The 16,561-nt window shown below is 37.9% G+C and carries 16 protein-coding genes; all 16 read right to left on the bottom strand.

The genetic code is table 11. The features are described from left to right. Nucleotides 1-396: 396 nt before the first annotated feature. The gene (gene codY, locus KI343_RS02685; RefSeq protein WP_212924898.1) at nt 397-1,176 is read right to left on the bottom strand and encodes a GTP-sensing pleiotropic transcriptional regulator CodY; all 780 of its coding nucleotides are present in this window, start codon (nt 1,174-1,176) and stop codon (nt 397-399) included. A 32-nt stretch (nt 1,177-1,208) separates the two neighbouring features. Further along, nucleotides 1,209-2,606 (bottom strand): ATP-dependent protease ATPase subunit HslU, encoded by a 1,398-nt coding sequence (gene hslU / locus KI343_RS02680; protein WP_212924897.1) that lies wholly within the window; start codon nt 2,604-2,606, stop codon nt 1,209-1,211. 209 nt (nt 2,607-2,815) lie between these two features. Continuing rightward, nucleotides 2,816-3,361 carry an ATP-dependent protease subunit HslV gene (gene hslV, locus KI343_RS02675; protein WP_212924896.1) on the bottom strand — a complete coding sequence of 182 codons (546 nt, stop codon included), beginning with the start codon at nt 3,359-3,361 and terminating at the stop codon, nt 2,816-2,818. A gap of 13 nt (nt 3,362-3,374) precedes the next feature. Next, the gene (gene xerC, locus KI343_RS02670) at nt 3,375-4,268 is read right to left on the bottom strand and encodes a tyrosine recombinase XerC (protein WP_212925035.1); all 894 of its coding nucleotides are present in this window, start codon (nt 4,266-4,268) and stop codon (nt 3,375-3,377) included. Nucleotides 4,269-4,629: 361 nt separating this feature from the next. Beyond that, nucleotides 4,630-6,708, bottom strand: a complete 2,079-nt coding sequence (topA, locus tag KI343_RS02665) for a type I DNA topoisomerase (RefSeq protein ID WP_212924895.1) — start codon at nt 6,706-6,708, stop codon at nt 4,630-4,632. 84 nt (nt 6,709-6,792) lie between these two features. After that, nucleotides 6,793-7,692, bottom strand: a complete 900-nt coding sequence (gene dprA, locus KI343_RS02660; RefSeq protein ID WP_244856681.1) for a DNA-processing protein DprA — start codon at nt 7,690-7,692, stop codon at nt 6,793-6,795. A 212-nt stretch (nt 7,693-7,904) separates the two neighbouring features. Next, nucleotides 7,905-8,807, bottom strand: a complete 903-nt coding sequence (gene sucD / locus KI343_RS02655) for a succinate--CoA ligase subunit alpha (RefSeq protein ID WP_212924894.1) — start codon at nt 8,805-8,807, stop codon at nt 7,905-7,907. A gap of 51 nt (nt 8,808-8,858) precedes the next feature. Next, on the bottom strand, nt 8,859-10,019 hold the full coding sequence (gene sucC / locus KI343_RS02650) for an ADP-forming succinate--CoA ligase subunit beta (protein ID WP_212924893.1): 1,161 nt from the start codon (nt 10,017-10,019) through the stop codon (nt 8,859-8,861). A gap of 86 nt (nt 10,020-10,105) precedes the next feature. Beyond that, nucleotides 10,106-10,387 (bottom strand): EscU/YscU/HrcU family type III secretion system export apparatus switch protein, encoded by a 282-nt coding sequence (locus KI343_RS02645; protein ID WP_212924892.1) that lies wholly within the window; start codon nt 10,385-10,387, stop codon nt 10,106-10,108. After that, the gene (locus tag KI343_RS02640) at nt 10,384-12,087 is read right to left on the bottom strand and encodes a hypothetical protein (protein ID WP_212924891.1); all 1,704 of its coding nucleotides are present in this window, start codon (nt 12,085-12,087) and stop codon (nt 10,384-10,386) included. The genes KI343_RS02645 and KI343_RS02640 overlap by 4 nt, the downstream gene beginning before the upstream one ends. Nucleotides 12,088-12,108: 21 nt before the next feature. Further along, the gene (locus KI343_RS02635; protein ID WP_212924890.1) at nt 12,109-12,879 is read right to left on the bottom strand and encodes a ribonuclease HII; all 771 of its coding nucleotides are present in this window, start codon (nt 12,877-12,879) and stop codon (nt 12,109-12,111) included. 178 nt (nt 12,880-13,057) lie between these two features. Further along, complete coding sequence (ylqF, locus tag KI343_RS02630; protein ID WP_212924889.1) at nt 13,058-13,897, bottom strand: ribosome biogenesis GTPase YlqF; 840 nt, start codon at nt 13,895-13,897, stop codon at nt 13,058-13,060. 112 nt (nt 13,898-14,009) lie between these two features. Beyond that, nucleotides 14,010-14,558, bottom strand: a complete 549-nt coding sequence (gene lepB / locus KI343_RS02625; protein WP_212924888.1) for a signal peptidase I — start codon at nt 14,556-14,558, stop codon at nt 14,010-14,012. A 258-nt stretch (nt 14,559-14,816) separates the two neighbouring features. Continuing rightward, nucleotides 14,817-15,161, bottom strand: coding sequence for a 50S ribosomal protein L19 (gene rplS, locus KI343_RS02620; protein ID WP_040980074.1), 345 nt, complete (start codon nt 15,159-15,161; stop codon nt 14,817-14,819). A gap of 129 nt (nt 15,162-15,290) precedes the next feature. Beyond that, nucleotides 15,291-16,034, bottom strand: a complete 744-nt coding sequence (gene trmD / locus KI343_RS02615) for a tRNA (guanosine(37)-N1)-methyltransferase TrmD (protein ID WP_212924887.1) — start codon at nt 16,032-16,034, stop codon at nt 15,291-15,293. Beyond that, a complete protein-coding gene (gene rimM, locus KI343_RS02610; RefSeq protein ID WP_212924886.1) occupies nt 16,035-16,547 on the bottom strand; it encodes a ribosome maturation factor RimM in 513 nt (170 codons plus the stop codon). Between the last annotated feature and the right edge of the window lie 14 nt (nt 16,548-16,561).

The following is a 16,561-nucleotide window of genomic DNA, read 5'->3' as shown; positions in this document are numbered from 1 at the left end:
TGGAAAAACAAGGAAAATAGCATATTCTTTTTAATTACATACTTTTTTCATAGGGATATCTATTGTATGCCCCCTTCTAAACAAACAGGCATTTTGACCCCCGAAACACATTCTACCCTTTCTAATAGAGAATTTCAATAGGCTCACTTTAAAATTCATATGAACATAAAGAACTATTTATCTTGTCAAAGGGCTCGTATAAATTGGCGCCTAACCAATTTTTCTGATTGTCAAATCAATTTTTAAAAACTACTTATTTTTAGTTTGAAGACAAAAGAAGCACTTTTTCCGGATTGCACACTGCGTTTCTCGGGTGCCCGCAACGTGCTTTTGGCGTGCAAAAAAAAAGCTGTGATGGAATAAAATATCCTTCACAGCTTTTTGATACCATTTATATTAGCGTGTACGAATTTTTTCTAGTTCTACTAAGAACTTATCGTTCAATACTTTAATATAAGTTCCTTTCATTCCTAGAGAGCGAGACTCGATAACACCCGCGCTTTCTAATTTACGTAGAGCATTAACAATAACGGAACGGGTAATTCCTACGCGGTCAGCAATCTTACTAGCTACTAGCAAGCCTTCTTTTCCGTTTAATTCTTCAAAGATATGGTCAATAGCTTCTAACTCACTATAAGATAGAGAGCTGATTGCCATTTGTACAACAGCCTTGCTCCTAGCTTCCATTTCAATTTCTTCTGTTTTTTCATGAAGAATTTCCATACCTACCACAGTTGCGCCATATTCCGCTAATAATAAATCATCATCATTAAATGTATCATTCACTCGTCCAATAATCAATGTACCTAAGCGTTCTCCGCCTCCGATAATCGGAACGATTGTAGTATATCCATCTTTAAATAAGTCTTTATTTTCAATAGGAAATACAGTGTGTTTATTATCAATATCAAGATTTGCAGTTGTCTCACGAATTTCGTGCAAGCCTTCTGTATATTCTTCAGGAAATTGCTTTTCTTCCAGCATTGATTTCATACGATCATTTTCTACTTCTTGATTTACTGCTACACCCAATAATTTTCCGCGTCTGCTTACGATGTATACATTCCCGCGAATAACATCACCTAGTGAAGCCGACATTTCATTGAAGTTCACTGACTTTCCTGTTGCTGTTTGTAACATCGCGTTAATTTTTCTTGCTCTAGTTAATAAATCCATTTGATATTCCTCCATTCAAAAATTTTAAATTATTATAGTATAAATTGACTCAAATCTTTGTTTTGTGCAATCGTCGAAAGCTTTTCGTTAACATAGCCTACTGTAATTTCAATTTCAGCCATTGAAATATCAGGAGCTTCATAGGACAAATCTTCTAATAATTTTTCTAAAATAGTGTGCAATCTCCGCGCTCCGATGTTATCCGTATTCTGATTTACATCATGGGCTATTTGTGCAAGTCTTTCTATAGCATCGTCCGTAAATTTAAGTTTTATACCTTCTGTTTCTAGCATTAATTGATATTGCTTTAACAATGCGTTAGATGGCTCTGTTAATATCCGCTTAAATTCATTGATTGTCAGCTTTTCAAGTTCTACACGGATAGGGAATCTGCCTTGCAGTTCAGGGATTAAATCAGAAGGTTTAGACATATGAAAAGCTCCTGCTGCGATAAATAAGATATGGTCTGTCTTTAATGTTCCGTGTTTAGTCACAATCGTGGATCCTTCCACAATCGGCAGGATATCTCTTTGCACACCTTCTCTGGAAACATTTGCAGATCCTTCTTGCTTCCCGGCTACTTTATCAATCTCATCGATAAAAATAATACCTGTTCTTTCTGAGCGCTTAATTGCTTCCTGTGTAACTTCATCCATATCGATAAGCTTTTGAGCTTCTTGCTGGATGAGAACTTTCCTTGCCTCCGAAACTGTCAATTTACGCTTCTTTTTCTTTTTTGGCATAAATTGTCCGAAAGCGTCCTGCATGTTCATCCCCATTTGTTCCATTCCCGAACCTTGCAGCATGTCAAACATAGAAGGGGGGATTTCTTCGATTTCGATAGAAACATAATGATCTTCTAACTCGCCTAACGCTAACTGATGAGCGATTCGTTTTCTTTTTGATTTAATTTCTGACTCTTCATTGGATACATCATCTTCATGATCTTCGTCCTGGTCAGAAGCCTGGAATAGCATTTCAAATGGATTTTTTACAGAAGATTTGGTTTTTGTTTGCGGGACAAGCAACTTTACAAGTCTTTGATTTGCTTCTTTCTCAGCTAAATCCATCACATCTCCCATTTTTTCTTCTTTCACCATTCGGACAGCCATTTCTACTAAATCACGAACCATTGATTCTACATCTCTTCCCACATAACCAACTTCCGTGAATTTAGTTGCCTCTACTTTAATAAAAGGCGCGCCCACTAGTTTTGCGAGACGTCTTGCAATCTCCGTCTTTCCCACACCAGTCGGTCCGATCATTAAAATATTCTTTGGCACCACTTCATCTTGAAAATCCTCATTCAGTTTCATTCTTCTATAGCGATTTCTAAGAGCAACGGCAACAGATTTTTTCGCCTGATTTTGCCCTATAATATATTGGTCTAATTGATTCACAATCTGCTTTGGTGTTAAGTCCACCTTCATCAAAAATATCCCCCTTTATCAAGGTCACTAGAATCTGAAAACACTTTAAAGTGCGTGTTCAAAAAGGGCGAAAAAAAAGGATTAGGAAGTTCGGGAAGCGCGGGCTCCCGATAGCGGAATGAATGCCTTTAAAACATGAGCGGTTAGAAGGTTCCTATCTTAATACACCATTTTTATGGAACTTTTTGAACACCCTAATGAAAGAAACTTTATTCCAACACTTCTAATGTAATCTGGTCATTGGTAAACACGCAAATATCTCCGGCCACTTCTAATGCTGTTTGCGCAATTTCAGCAGCAGTTAATTGAGGTGCTTTTTGAAGTAATGCTCTACCGGCACTTAACGCATAATTGCCTCCAGAACCAATCGCTAAAATTCCATCATCTGGTTCAATCACTTCGCCTGTGCCAGACACTAAGTACATACTTTCTTTATTCATCACAATCAACATAGCTTCTAGTTTTCTGAGAACTTTATCAGAACGCCATTCTTGCGCTAATTCCACAGCGGCTCTTGTTAAATTGCCATTAAACGCTTGAAGCTTACTTTCAAATTTCTCAAATAGGGTAAAAGCATCCGCTACAGAACCAGCAAAACCCGCTAGAACCTTCCCATTATATAAAGTTCTTACTTTTTTTGCTGTATGCTTCATAATAACAGCATTGCCTAAGGTAACTTGACCATCACCGCTCATAGCACATTGCCCTTTATGCTGCACTGCAAATATAGTTGTGGCATGCATCTGCGAATCCATATATCCACCTCACCTATTTATTGTCATTTGCACGCGGATGGCTTTTCATATAAGCCTTCTTCAAATGTTCTTTAGAAACATGCGTGTATATTTGTGTAGAAGATAAACTTTCATGTCCTAAAAGTTCTTGAACAGACCTTAAATCAGCCCCCTCATTTAACATATGTGTGGCAAAAGTATGCCTAAGCTTATGAGGATGCACTTGAATATTTAAAGAAGCTTTTTCTACTATCTTATTTAATATAGTACGAATGCCTCTTGTCGTTATCGGATTTCCTCTCGCATTCAGAAATACATTCTCTGTTACGTTATGTGATTTATTAAGTAAATTTTTTCTTCCATCGAGCAAATATTTTTGTAATGCTGCCTCAGCAAAACTGCCAAAGGGGACATAGCGTTCTTTTCGTCCCTTTCCCGTCACAAAGATTGTTCCTATTGAGAAGTCAATGTCTTTTACCCGAAGTTGTTGACACTCACTAACACGAATCCCCGTTCCGTATAAAATTTCCAGCAGCGCTTGATCTCGTTGCCCTAAATCCGTTGATACATCACTCACACTAAAAAGCTTTTCCAGCTCCTCTTTATATAAGAAGCTCGGGACCGGTTTCTCCGCTTTAGGAAGTGTAAGCTGTGTAAATGGATTCTCCACAACCATCTTTTCCCGCTCTAAAAAACGGTAGAAACTCCTTAGTGAGGATATCTTTCTGGAAACAGATCTTCTGCTCAACGCATCATTATATAATTTTGTAAGAAATACTCGTACTTCTCGATAACTTACATCCTTTAAACCATTTACGTTTTCTCTATTCATAAAAGCTTCGAATGTTTCTAAATCCGTCCGATAAAATTGAATGGTATACGGTGAGGCATTTTTTTCAATTTGTAAATACTCTATAAATTTATCCATATACGGTTTTAATTCCACGCAGAAATCACCTCATTATCGTATAACGGATAAAGCATAGCATAATACATATAAGAATGCAATGAATTTAACAAAATTGCAATAAAATTCTGAAAGGTGCTGACGGTTAGGAAAATTCAATTAAGTGAAGAAGGAGTAGATGGATACTTGGAAGCTAATTACTGTGCCGTGATAGCTTTATTGATCCTTAAAGAACTGTCAAGGGTATTTCCTTACCAAATAGAGATTATAATGACTATTATATTTTTAGTCAACTTTAACGTACTTTATACATAATATAGTATTTCCTTTAAAGCCATCATCGATTATCGCCCACAACAAAAATAGCTAATCAAATGACCAGCTATTTTTGTGCAACTTCTTTATATTCACAATTAGAGCATTGAACCTGTGTTTCTTTTTTAGTTTTCTTTTCAACTAGCATGGAATCACATCGCGGACAGGTTCTGGCAATCGGTTTATCCCATGAGACAAAATCGCAGTCTGGAAAACGATCACATCCATAAAATGTTCTTTTTTTCTTCGATTTTCTCTCTACCACTTCACCTTTATGACATTTTGGACAGGTGACACCTATTTTCTTTAAGATAGGTTTGGTATTTCTGCAATCAGGGAAGTTGGAACAGGCCAGGAATTTCCCGTAACGTCCCATTTTATAAACCATTTCGTGCCCACATTCCTCACAAGTAATTCCAGCAGGTTCATCCCGTATTTCTACTTTTTCCATTTCAGCGTCTGCTTTTTCGAGGCGTTTACTGAAATCCTGATAGAAATTATCAATGATTTGAATCCAAGCAGTCTTCCCTTCCTCGACGGAATCTAAATCTGTCTCCATCTTTGCAGTAAACTCTGCATCAATAACTTCCGGGAAGAACTCTTCTACAAGTTCACAGACAATTGTGCCCAATTCAGTAGGTATAAATCGCTTGTTATCCATAGATACATAGCCTCTACGCTGAATTGTGTCTAATGTTGGAGCGTAAGTAGATGGTCGGCCGATACCCATTTCTTCCATTGTTTTTACCAATCTTGCATCGGTATAACGTGGAGGCGGCTGTGTAAAATGTTGGTTCGGTTTGACTTCTTTGGAATCGACTTTCATTCCTTCCTCTAGCTCTGGCAATAATTTGTCTTCTTCTTTTTTGTTATCATCATTACCCTCTACATAAACCTTCATAAAGCCTTTAAATTTTATTTTTGAACCGGTTGCACGGAATTCAACACCGTTATTTGTTAAGTGTACCGTCATCGTATCCATTACGGCTGGTGACATTTGACTGGCAACAAAACGCTCCCAAATTAACTTATACAATCGTAACTGATCTCTTGATAAAATATTTTTTAATTCTTTTGGATCTCGGAACGTTGATGTTGGACGAATAGCTTCATGGGCATCTTGAGCACCGCTTTTATTCTTTGTAGCACCTTGCTTGCCAAGATATTTGTCACCATATTTATCTTGAATATAGGACTTTGCCTCTTCTTTCGCTGAATCGGAAATTCGGGTAGAATCTGTACGCATATAAGTAATTAAACCTGTAATTCCGCCAGAAGAGCGTCCTAAGTCAATACCTTCATATAATTGTTGCGCAATCATCATCGTTTTCTTTGCTCGGAAGTTTAATTTTCTTGCTGCTTCCTGTTGAAGCGATGAAGTTGTAAATGGTACGGCAGGGTTTCGTTTCCTCTCCCTTTTTTTCACACTTTTAATTGTGAACTCTTTTCCATCTAATTTCTTTTTAATTTCTTCTACATCGTCTTTTGTTTTAAGCTGCGTTTTCTTGCCGTCTACCCCATAGAATGAACCTTCAAAGGTTTCATCATCCTTAGCAAAAATTGCATCAATGGACCAGTATTCTTCTGGTTTAAAGTTCTCAATTTCTTTTTCTCTATCGATAATCATTTTTAAAGCAACAGATTGCACACGTCCAGCACTCAGCCCTTTTTTCACTTTTTTCCATAATATAGGGCTAATATTGTAACCTACTAATCGATCAAGGATACGACGGGCTTGCTGCGCGTCAACTAAGTCTAAATCTATCGGACGAGGATGCTTAAAGGATTCTTTAATGGCATCCTTTGTAATTTCATTAAACACAACACGGCATTTTGATTTCTCATCCACATTTAACATATGTGCTAAATGCCAAGCAATTGCCTCTCCTTCACGATCGGGGTCGGCTGCAAGATAGATTTTCTTTGCTTTTTTGGCTGATTTTTTTAAGTCTTTTAGTATATCCCCTTTTCCGCGGATAGTTATATATTTGGGTTTGTAGTTTTCTTCTACGTCTACCCCCATTTGACTTTTGGGCAAATCACGGAGATGTCCCATAGAGGCTTTCACTGTATATTTTTTTCCTAAATATCGCTCAATCGTCTTAGCTTTTGCTGGCGATTCAACGATAACGAGATAATCTGACATGTACCTTCCTCCCATAATGAGGTTGACAATTTTCGAATAGAAATCTTTCCTAATACTATAGATAGAAAACGTTTTTGTCAATCACTACTTATTGAATAATTTAAAACAATAATTCCACTCTGTAAAAATATCTTCGGCAGTTTGGATCAATTTTGCGCCATCTTGGATAAGTTCATTGCATCCAGTACATTGCTCTAAAAGTGGATTACCTGGTACTGCAAATACGTCTCTTCCTTGATCAAGAGCTTGCTCCACAGTAATCATCGTTCCACTTTTTCTCATTGCCTCAATAACTACGGTTCCCATTGTCAAACCGCTTATAATCCGGTTTCTTTCAGGAAAATGATATCTTTGAGGGTTTTGATCAGGCGGGTATTCTGACAGGACTAAGCCTTCATTTACAATTTGTTTATATAGAGAAATATGTTCTCTCGGATAAATGGCATGAAATCCGCTGCCTAAAACAGCAATCGTATTCCCTTTCCTTCCTAATGTCAACCGATGTGCCATACTATCAACCCCTCTAGCCATCCCGCTGACAATGACCCATTTCGCGTCTACAAGTGGGGCAATTGTATAGGCAAGTTTTTTATATGCTTCATTGGATGGATTTCTTGTACCAATGACACTTATGGTCGGTTGCATTTTTAAAAGATCAAGGTTCCCTGCTCCATACAAAACTATCGGGGCATCTTTAATTGTATTTAACATACTAGGATAATATTCGTCAACTATTGTGATGATATGGAAATCTCTTGATTCTTCCAAAATTTTCTTTTTCAACGGATTATGATGGAGGTCATTAAGGAGGATTTGTGCTTTTTGTTGAGGAATTCGAATAATTTTTGACAATTCTTGAGGTGTCATTTGATATATTAACCTTAAGGTTGGATCTATTTTCAACCATTTTCGAATAAATGCACGCGTTGCATACCGGCATCTTGTGAGATGAATCAAATCGAATCGATCTAAATTATATTCCACTTCTATAACTCTCCTTTCAATAGTAGAGAAACTTCATTTGACAAGCCTATTAGTAAACCCTTTGTTTTCTTATACACGTACCATTAACTTTCCATCGTTTTCTCCCATGTAAAAGAAGAAGCCTAGAGAAAAATCCGCTTCCATCCTCAGAGATGAAAAAACTCTCCATAGAAAGAAGTTGCATTTTCTTCCAGGCTTCTATTAAATATAGCTTAGTGTGTTTTACATTTCTCTTCTAAACCATTTTCTTTTAAAGCTTGAATCATTGTTTCCCCCATAACAGCTGGAGTATCAGCTACTTTAATACCGCAAGATTCCATGATACGGATTTTCTCATCGGCTGTACCTTTTCCTCCTGAGATAATAGCACCAGCATGTCCCATACGTTTTCCTGGAGGCGCGGTAACACCGCCAATAAATCCTACTACTGGTTTTTTCATGTTTGCTTTCACCCATTCAGCAGCTTCTTCTTCAGCAGTACCGCCGATTTCACCAATCATGATAACCGCTTCTGTTTCTGGATCTCTGTTAAATTCATCTAGCACATCAATAAAGTTTGTTCCATTGACAGGATCTCCGCCAATCCCAACAGCTGTTGTTTGTCCATAACCAGCCTGTGTTAATTGATGTACTGCTTCATAGGTTAATGTACCTGAGCGAGAAACAACACCAATATGCCCTTTTTTATGGATGTATCCTGGCATAATGCCAATTTTTGTTTCATCTGCTGTAATCACACCAGGGCAGTTTGGTCCGACAAGCCGGGTTTTCTTGCCTTCCATATAGCGTTTTACTTTGACCATATCCATTACTGGAATATGCTCTGTAATACAGATAACTAAGTCAAGACCTGCATCTGTTGCTTCTATAATTGCATCTGCAGCAAAAGGAGCTGGCACATAAATAACAGACGCAGTTGCTCCAGTGGCTTTTACAGCGTCATCAACTGTATTAAAAACAGGTACGCCTTCTACTTCTGTGCCTGCTTTTTTTGGAGTAACACCGCCAACAATTTTTGTACCATATTCTAGCATTTGTTTGGTATGGAAACGTGCTGTCCCACCTGTAATTCCTTGGACGATTACTTTTGTATCTTTATTTATATAAACGCTCATCCTAAGTCCATCCTTTCCTATTTGTAAGTCAACAACATAACGGTAACTACTTTATTTAACTGCAGCAACAATTTTCTCCGCTCCATCTGCCATAGAGGATGCAGATGTAATATTCAAGCCGGATTCATCTAAAATCTCTTTTCCGCGATCTACATTTGTACCTTCTAGGCGAACAACTAGCGGAATCGTTAAGCCCATTTGTTTTGTCGCTTCAACAACGCCTTCAGCAATGACATCACATTTCATAATTCCACCAAAAATGTTTACAAAAATACCTTTCACATTTTTATCTGAAAGAATGATTTTAAATGCTTCTGTTACTTTTTCGGCTGTAGCACCGCCCCCTACATCAAGGAAGTTAGCCGGATCGCCGCCATAATGTTTAATAATATCCATCGTAGACATCGCCAACCCAGCACCGTTTACCATACATCCGATATTTCCGTCTAAGGAAACATAGCTTAAGTCATACTTAGAAGCTTGGATTTCTTTCTCATCCTCTTCCCCTAAGTCACGCAGCTCTGCTATATCCGGATGACGATAAAGAGCATTATCATCAAAGTTTAATTTTGCATCTAATGCAAGCACTTCATTATCCCCTGTTGTTACAAGCGGATTAATTTCTGCGATAGAACAGTCTTTCGACACAAATGCTTCATATAATGCGGTCATAAATTTAACTGCCTTACCTATTAATTCATCTGGAATATTAATATTAAATGCGAGTCTTCTAGCTTGATAAGGTGCTAGACCAACCACCGGATCAATTACCTCTTTAAAGATTTTTTCAGGTGTTGCTTCTGCTACCTCTTCAATTTCTGTGCCACCTTCTTCAGATGCCATCATTACAACCCTTGACGTCGCACGGTCAAGGACTACCCCTACGTAATATTCTTTTTGAATATCACAACCTTCTTCAATAAGTAAACGTTTTACTACCGTGCCGTCTGGGCCATTTTGATGTGTTACAAGTGTCTTTCCTAAAATTTCATCCGCATATGTACGAACTTCCTCTAAGCTTTTTGCAACCTTAACCCCGCCGGCTTTCCCGCGTCCACCCGCATGGATTTGCGCTTTGACAACGGTTACAGATGAGCCAAGCTTTTCTGCTGCTTCTACAGCTTCATCTACTGTATAAGCGACATGGCCGTTCGGAACTTTTACACCAAATTCTCGTAAAACTTGTTTACCTTGGTACTCATGAATGTTCATCTTCCATCCTCCTATCAAAATCAGTGCAACTCTATTGTATTAAAAATACATAAAATAAACAAGAAATAGGAAATATAAATTTAATATTATTTCCCTATTCCTTCTCCAGTTTGTTTATCTGCATGATAAATAAACGCAAATACTTCAGAAACGACCTGAAATAGTTCCTCAGGTATCGTTTCATTCACCTTTAATTCTGCTAATACTTCTACTAAGGAAGGGTCTTCTAATATAGGAATATGATGCTCACGAGCACGATCTAATATTTCTTCTGCCAAAACCCCTTTACCTGATGCGGTTACTTTTGGAGCATCCGCTACATTTTTCTCGTAACTTAGGGCAACTGCTTTTTTTCGTTTTTCATTCATACTCGAAAATCCACCTTTCTGTAATTGGCTTTCTCGTCTGAGGGTTTTACGAATTGCTGCTTATCTACTTCTGTAAACGGCTTACAAACAATTGTTGTCAGCTCATAATTCAACTTCAGTAAAGCTTCTTGCAGGCTCGGCCGAAGTTTATCGACAACAGCCGGTGTAGTAGCTTGATCATTATAAATCGTAATGGCTAATGCCTTCCTTTGAACATGTAAATCAACAATTGTTTCTTTCATACGTTGCAGCTCCAAATCGAAAATAATACGGCAACATTCTGGATCAATCTTCCCATCCCTTGTTTTCTTACCTTCAAACTGTAAATGAATATCCTTGGATAAACCGAACTTCTGACTGGGTAGCTGTATATTCGCTTGAATAAAATAATTGCTGTCATGCATATTATTTAATTGCATACCATTCAAAAAATGGACGACCTGCTGTGCATTTTCTTTGCCACTGCCCCCACTGCTGGCTTGAATCATTTCTAACAACAGATGCTTGAAATGCATACCATTCGCTCCTTCTGTTTTCAGTGCACTCTCCGCATGGATGCCGGCATCATGAAGCACCCATCTGAGCTGCTGCAAAAATTGCTCTTTTGGATTATTGATAATATTTTCACCTGAGGCTGTCCAAATCTTTATGAGCCGTTCTAAGGCTTGATAGTTCTTTGGCTCCATGAGAGGTTCAACTAAATGACGATCCTGCTCTTTATATCCTTGCATAACTTGTGGATTATTTGAAAAATGCGCTTCTAAGCTTGTCTGCATCTTAGAGGAATTACTCTGTGGTGTATCCATTCCATGCAATGCATTTGCTTCTGACATCCATCGCTTATGATTTGTTAAAATAGGCTGAAGCTGATCCTTTAGCCCTTCGAAACTCGTTGTAAATGGTGGATTTATTGTTCCTTGGGTTTGCGAAGATGACGGATTCCACTGTTGTAAAATTTTTGCCCATGCCTGTTTATCCATCGCTTTAGAAATGAAACCGAGGTTTTGCAAGAGTGGGAATAGCATTGGCTTGGCCTGCTGCACATCAGCAATAAGCATCGCTCTTACAGCACTTTCTTGAGAGGGAAATCCTCTTAAAACATGTTCTAATTCTGCCCTTATTATTGGTTGCTGATTTGGTAATAAAGAACGTTCCAGCGCCTGCAAATTCTCACTGAGACTCCCATTTTGAAATGCTTGTAGCGCTTGGAAAGTTGCATCTGTAACTGGAATTCGCGATTTCATTAATTGCATCACAATCGGCTGGGCTTGCTGAAAAGACATCTTATTATCCTGTAAATATCGAATAACTTGCATTAATTGAGGTTGCTGTATCGGAACTTGCTCTTTTACAAGCGAATTTACTATTTGAGAAGATAGCTTCGATTCTTTTATCCCTAATTGCTGCAGAAGATTACTTACCATATGATTCCCATTTTGCTGCTCACCTGTAAGTACTTGTAGCTTGGGCATTTTCCCTTCATTTGATGTTACTTGAAAAAAATATTTTCCTCCGACAGAAAGAGAGGCCTCAAGCTGAGCAATAAGCTGATTTCCTTGCATGTGAATAACCGCTTTATGATTTGGGTAGAGCTGCTTCACCGTGCCTTGTAAAATATCTCCCGATTTCATATTACGAAGCAAACCGGCTTTCGATGATTGCGATAGCTTACCCACTGCTATATTCTCTTGAATTCTCATGGTTTCCCCTCTTTTTCTATATCATTTTCCAAGTGTTTTAACAGGTGCAAAAGATGTTCGGTGATAAGGTGTCGCACCATATTCTTCCAACCCTTTTAAATGCGCTTTCGTTCCATAGCCCATATTTTTATCAAAACCATAACCAGGATATTTCTTATCCAGTTCCTTCATAAATTGGTCACGTGCTACTTTTGCCAGGACACTGGCAGCAGCAATACTAATACTAGAGGCATCCCCTTTGATGATAGCTTCTTGAGAGCAATTTAGATTAGGTAAGTGAAGTGCGTCAACCAGCACATGGTCAGGTGGTGTCGTTAACCCAGCTAATGCTTCATACATTGCCTGCTTTGTCGCTTCATAAATATTAATTCCATCAATGATTTGATTTTCTATAAAGGAAATATGATAGCAAATGGCATGCTCCTTAATATATGTACTATATTCTTCTCTTACCTCTTCTTTTAATTTTTTAGAATCATCTAAACCGATTAGACGAAAATCTTTAGGCAGAATCACCGCAGCCGCAACAACCGGTCCTGCAAGCGGTCCTCTTCCAACCTCATCTACACCAGCAATCCACTCGAAACCATTCTGATAGGCTTTATTTTCATAGTGACGCATCTCTTCAAACCGTTGAATCAAACGTTTTTCTCGCTCCTTTTTACGATGATACGATTTCAAAAGAGTCTGTACACCTTTTCTTTCATCCTGGAGCAAGGCTTCCCATTTTTCTGGTGTTAGATTATCTTCGTTTAATAATGCTTTAATTTCTGTAATAGATTGCTTTTTCATACCTATCCTACTTTCTTTTATTATCGTCATCTCATCTAGCATGTTAAGTAATCGTTTTTCTTAAAATATAAAATGAAAATAGCCTACAAAGAAAAAATCCCTTGCAGGCTGTTAATTGTTGGACATGCGAGTATTTCACTTTTATGCACGTATTTTAGCGAACTTTTATAAAATATTTTTAAGGCTGTTCTAAGGTAAATTTACCCAGCTTTCCTGAGCGCAGGTCCTGCAATACGATATCTGCTACTTTGTCAAAATTAACATGACCTCCACTTTCCAATGCGCCTCTTTTTCTTCCTATTCCTTCAAATAATTCTACCATATCAGAACTATCCTCGATCTCATAGCGTTCTTTTAAACGATTCGGGTATTCCTCAAATAAAAACCGAATAATAAAAGCTGTTACATCTTGAAGCGGGAGTAACTGATCTTTTATCGTTCCAATAGCCGCAAGTCGATACCCAACTATTTCTTCTTCAAATTTCGGCCATAAAATACCAGGTGTATCTAATAATTCAAAGTCTTTCTTTATCTTTATCCATAACTGCTGTTTTGTAATTCCCGGACGGTCCCCTGTTTTAGCTATCTTTTTATTCGCAAGCCGATTGATTAAAGTAGACTTGCCAACGTTTGGAATACCAACAATCATTGCTCTGGCTGGTCTCGGTTTAATCCCCTTTTTTCGGAGTTTATCCATTTTTTCTTGCCCCATTGCTTTAGCTAATTGAATAACCTGCCCTATATCTCCTTTTTGATTCACATCAACCGCTGCTGCTTGCACACCCTTTTTGCGGTAGCTCGCTATCCATTCCGCTGTTTTTTCTGAATCAGCTAAATCCTTCTTCATCAGCAAGATAAGCTTTGGTTTTTGCCCTAAAACTTCTTGCAGCATGGGATTTTGCGATGAGTATGGTGCTCTGGCATCAACTAATTCAATCACGAAGTCAACTAATTTTAATTGCTCCTGTACTTCTCTTCGTGCTTTCGCCATATGACCTGGAAACCATTGTATAGGCAAAAAATCACAACTCCTTTCATATCGAGTATTCTCTCGCTTTTTCTCTATCGATTCACAAATATAGTAATTTAAGTTCCAAGTAAAACGCATGTACAGACCTGTTTAATCCTGCTCATTTACTGAAATGTATTCGATCCAATGGCCAGTAGACGAAACTTGCTTCCCCAACCACTTCATCCATTGGCACAACGCCAATAATACGACTATCTGTTGAATTACTTCTATTATCTCCTAAAACAAACACGGAGTCTTCTGGAACGACCTCATATCCTTCTTCTAAATCCTCTAGTGAAAAATCATTTGTAAAAATTTGATCGTTTAAAAACGGTTGGTCCACAGGCTCACCATCTATATAAAGTACATTATCCTTCACAGCTACATGTTCGCCTGGCAGACCAATAACACGCTTAATAAAATCACTTTGCTCCGGTGCATGGAAGACAATAATGTCAAAACGATCCGGTTCCCCGAATGTATATTTGATTTTATTTACAATCATTTGGTCACGATCGTGCAAGGTTGGCAGCATGGATGGTCCCTCCACTACGATGGGTGCAAATAAAAACATTCGCACTAGGAACACTAAAGCCACAGCAATTAATATTGCTTTTATCCACTCCAACCATTCATTTTTTTTCTTTTCTTGCTCTTTCTCTGTCATCTGACTTCCTCCGATAACTTCAGTCTATCCTTTATTGTAGCTAGTAAACAATAGATAAACAACTTCTAAGTATTATTATTTTTGACACTGCATCAAAATTGGTTGATTAATTATCTGGGTACTGACGCTTTGTCTCAGCTATATCTGCATTCTAGAATAAATCTACTTAAAAAGTTGCATTTTCTTCAAAAATGAAAAAGAGCTACTGCCAATATTGACGTAGCCCTTTTTATTCGTTTCATATTTTTCAATCGTAGATTAGCGACGTTCTTTGATACGCGCTGCTTTTCCACGTAGGTTACGTAGATAGTAAAGCTTCGCACGACGTACAATACCACGACGAGAAACTTCAATTTTATCAATTCTTGGTGAATGTAATGGGAAAGTACGCTCTACACCAACACCATAAGAAATTTTTCTTACTGTGAATGTTTCGCTGATTCCACCGTTTTGACGTTTAATTACAACACCTTCAAATACCTGGATACGTTCACGATTACCCTCAACAACCTTTACGTGAACTTTTAAAGTATCACCAGGTCGAAAATCAGGATGATCTGTACGTAATTGATCTTTTGTTACGTCAGCAATAATTTGTTGCATGATTTTCACTCCTTCCAAACTAATGCTCATGCCCTTATATGTGAACAGCGGAACATCGTTTTACATGCTTACACGCACATAAGCACAATAAATAATATAGCATATTCTTTATCAATGCACAACCACTTTTTACTTTTCTTCTGCTTCTTTTGTCAATTCATGCAGTATTTCTTTATCTACATCATTTAATTCTGCGCTTTTTAATAAATCTGGACGTCTATTTAACGTACGTTTTAACGATTCTTTTCTTCTCCACGCTTCAATATTGGCATGATTCCCTGATAATAAAACATCCGGTACCTCAAACCCGCGAAAATCTGAAGGACGTGTATAATGAGGATGTTCTAATAAGCCTGTTGAAAAAGAATCTTGCTGCGCTGAATCCTCATTCCCCAATACTTCTGGTAAGAGCCTGACAACACTGTCAATAACAACCATTGCCCCTAATTCTCCACCTGTCAGGACATAATCCCCAATGGATATCTCATCCGTTACAAGCTGCTCACGAATACGTTCATCATAGCCTTCATAATGACCACAAATAAAAATAAGATGGTCTTCTTCCGCTAATTCTTCCGCTTTTTTTTGCGTGTACGGTTCTCCCTGTGGACACATCAAAATAACTCGCGGACGGGATGCTTTTTCTTTTTGCACTGCTTCAACAGCATCAAATATAGGCTGGGGAGTAAGTACCATCCCTGCTCCTCCACCATATGGATAATCATCTACTTTTTTATGCTTATGGGTGGAATAATGACGGAAATCGACTAACTGATACGAAAATTGCTGTTTCTCTACTGCTTTATTTAAGATCGAACTCTCCATCACACCATGAAACATTTCAGGAAAAAGGGTTAGTATATCGATATGCATCTAGTCTAACATCCCTTCCATTAATTCTACTGAAATAATACCAGTGTCTGTGTCTACTTTTTTAATTACATCTTCAATGTAAGGTAATAATAAATCTTTCTTGCCTGGTCTTTGCACCACCCACACATCATTTGCCCCAGGGGATAGTATTTCTTTTACTTTTCCTAATGTTTCGCCTTCCGTTGTCTGGACCTGGCAGCCAATAATTTCGTGGTAATAATAAGCGTCCTCTTCCAGTTCGGTTGCTTGATTCTTATCAATAAACAAATTCAAGCCTTTCCATTGTTCGACCTTATTAATATTTGTATAGCCCTTAAATGTAATAAGATCAAATCCTTTATGGATACGATGCGAATCAATCGTTAATGTGATATCGCCTTGATCTGCAGCTATAATAACTTCATTTCCTGGTGTAAAACGCTCTTCAAAATCCGTAATACGCAGGATTTTCACTTCGCCGCGAATACCGTGTGTATTTATAATTTTACCTATTTTTAATTTCTGTTTACTCATTTCTCTCACCTATT

It is taken from the genome of Oceanobacillus sp. J11TS1 (genome assembly GCF_018333215.1).
Classification (GTDB): Bacteria; Bacillota; Bacilli; order Bacillales; family Amphibacillaceae; genus Oceanobacillus.
The sequence above is the reverse complement of the archived record's forward strand: the minus strand, read 5'-3'. Positions and strand labels throughout refer to the sequence as shown.

Bases quoted from the DNA above. Each gene is read 5' to 3' on its own strand.
- hslV (WP_212924896.1), bottom strand. From the start codon at position 3,361: ATGGATTCGCAGATGCATGCCACAACTATATTTGCAGTGCAGCATAAA.
- rimM (WP_212924886.1), bottom strand. From the start codon at position 16,547: ATGAGTAAACAGAAATTAAAAATAGGTAAAATTATAAATACACACGGT.
- topA (WP_212924895.1), bottom strand. From the start codon at position 6,708: ATGTCAGATTATCTCGTTATCGTTGAATCGCCAGCAAAAGCTAAGACG.
- sucC (WP_212924893.1), bottom strand. From the start codon at position 10,019: ATGAACATTCATGAGTACCAAGGTAAACAAGTTTTACGAGAATTTGGT.
- xerC (WP_212925035.1), bottom strand. From the start codon at position 4,268: ATGGATAAATTTATAGAGTATTTACAAATTGAAAAAAATGCCTCACCG.
- sucD (WP_212924894.1), bottom strand. From the start codon at position 8,807: ATGAGCGTTTATATAAATAAAGATACAAAAGTAATCGTCCAAGGAATT.
- lepB (WP_212924888.1), bottom strand. From the start codon at position 14,558: ATGACAGAGAAAGAGCAAGAAAAGAAAAAAAATGAATGGTTGGAGTGG.
- hslU (WP_212924897.1), bottom strand. From the start codon at position 2,606: ATGAAGGTGGACTTAACACCAAAGCAGATTGTGAATCAATTAGACCAA.
- KI343_RS02640 (WP_212924891.1), bottom strand. From the start codon at position 12,087: ATGAGAATTCAAGAGAATATAGCAGTGGGTAAGCTATCGCAATCATCG.
- trmD (WP_212924887.1), bottom strand. From the start codon at position 16,034: ATGCATATCGATATACTAACCCTTTTTCCTGAAATGTTTCATGGTGTG.
- KI343_RS02645 (WP_212924892.1), bottom strand. From the start codon at position 10,387: ATGAATGAAAAACGAAAAAAAGCAGTTGCCCTAAGTTACGAGAAAAAT.
- KI343_RS02635 (WP_212924890.1), bottom strand. From the start codon at position 12,879: ATGAAAAAGCAATCTATTACAGAAATTAAAGCATTATTAAACGAAGAT.
- codY (WP_212924898.1), bottom strand. From the start codon at position 1,176: ATGGATTTATTAACTAGAGCAAGAAAAATTAACGCGATGTTACAAACA.
- rplS (WP_040980074.1), bottom strand. From the start codon at position 15,161: ATGCAACAAATTATTGCTGACGTAACAAAAGATCAATTACGTACAGAT.